The organism is Microbacterium maritypicum MF109 (genome assembly GCF_000455825.1).
Lineage (GTDB): Bacteria > Actinomycetota > Actinomycetes > Actinomycetales > Microbacteriaceae > Microbacterium > Microbacterium maritypicum_A.
Genome location: NZ_ATAO01000009.1, coordinates 1 through 220 on the forward strand (window position 1 = coordinate 1; position 220 = coordinate 220).

General features: G+C 72.7%; 1 pseudogene. It reads left to right on the forward strand.

The features are described 5' to 3' along the window. Positions 1-36 precede the first annotated feature (36 nt). A pseudogene (locus tag L687_RS23330) lies at positions 37-220 on the forward strand (sensor histidine kinase); the annotation flags it as partial.

The following is a 220-nucleotide window of genomic DNA, read 5'->3' on the forward strand; positions in this document are numbered from 1 at the left end:
GACACGGAGACCGGCCGCACGGGGGAGAATACGAAGATGCCGCAGTCGCCATCTCCGCAGACGCGGACTGAGCGTTCCGGCCGCGTCGATTCCGCGGCCGGGATCCGCGCGCCGCGCACGTGGGCGAGCCTGGTCGGTTCCATCCGGATCGGTCAGGCCGTCATCACGGTCGTGCTGCTCGTGGTCGGTGCGTGGCGCGCCGCGGCGGACGGTGTGCCGC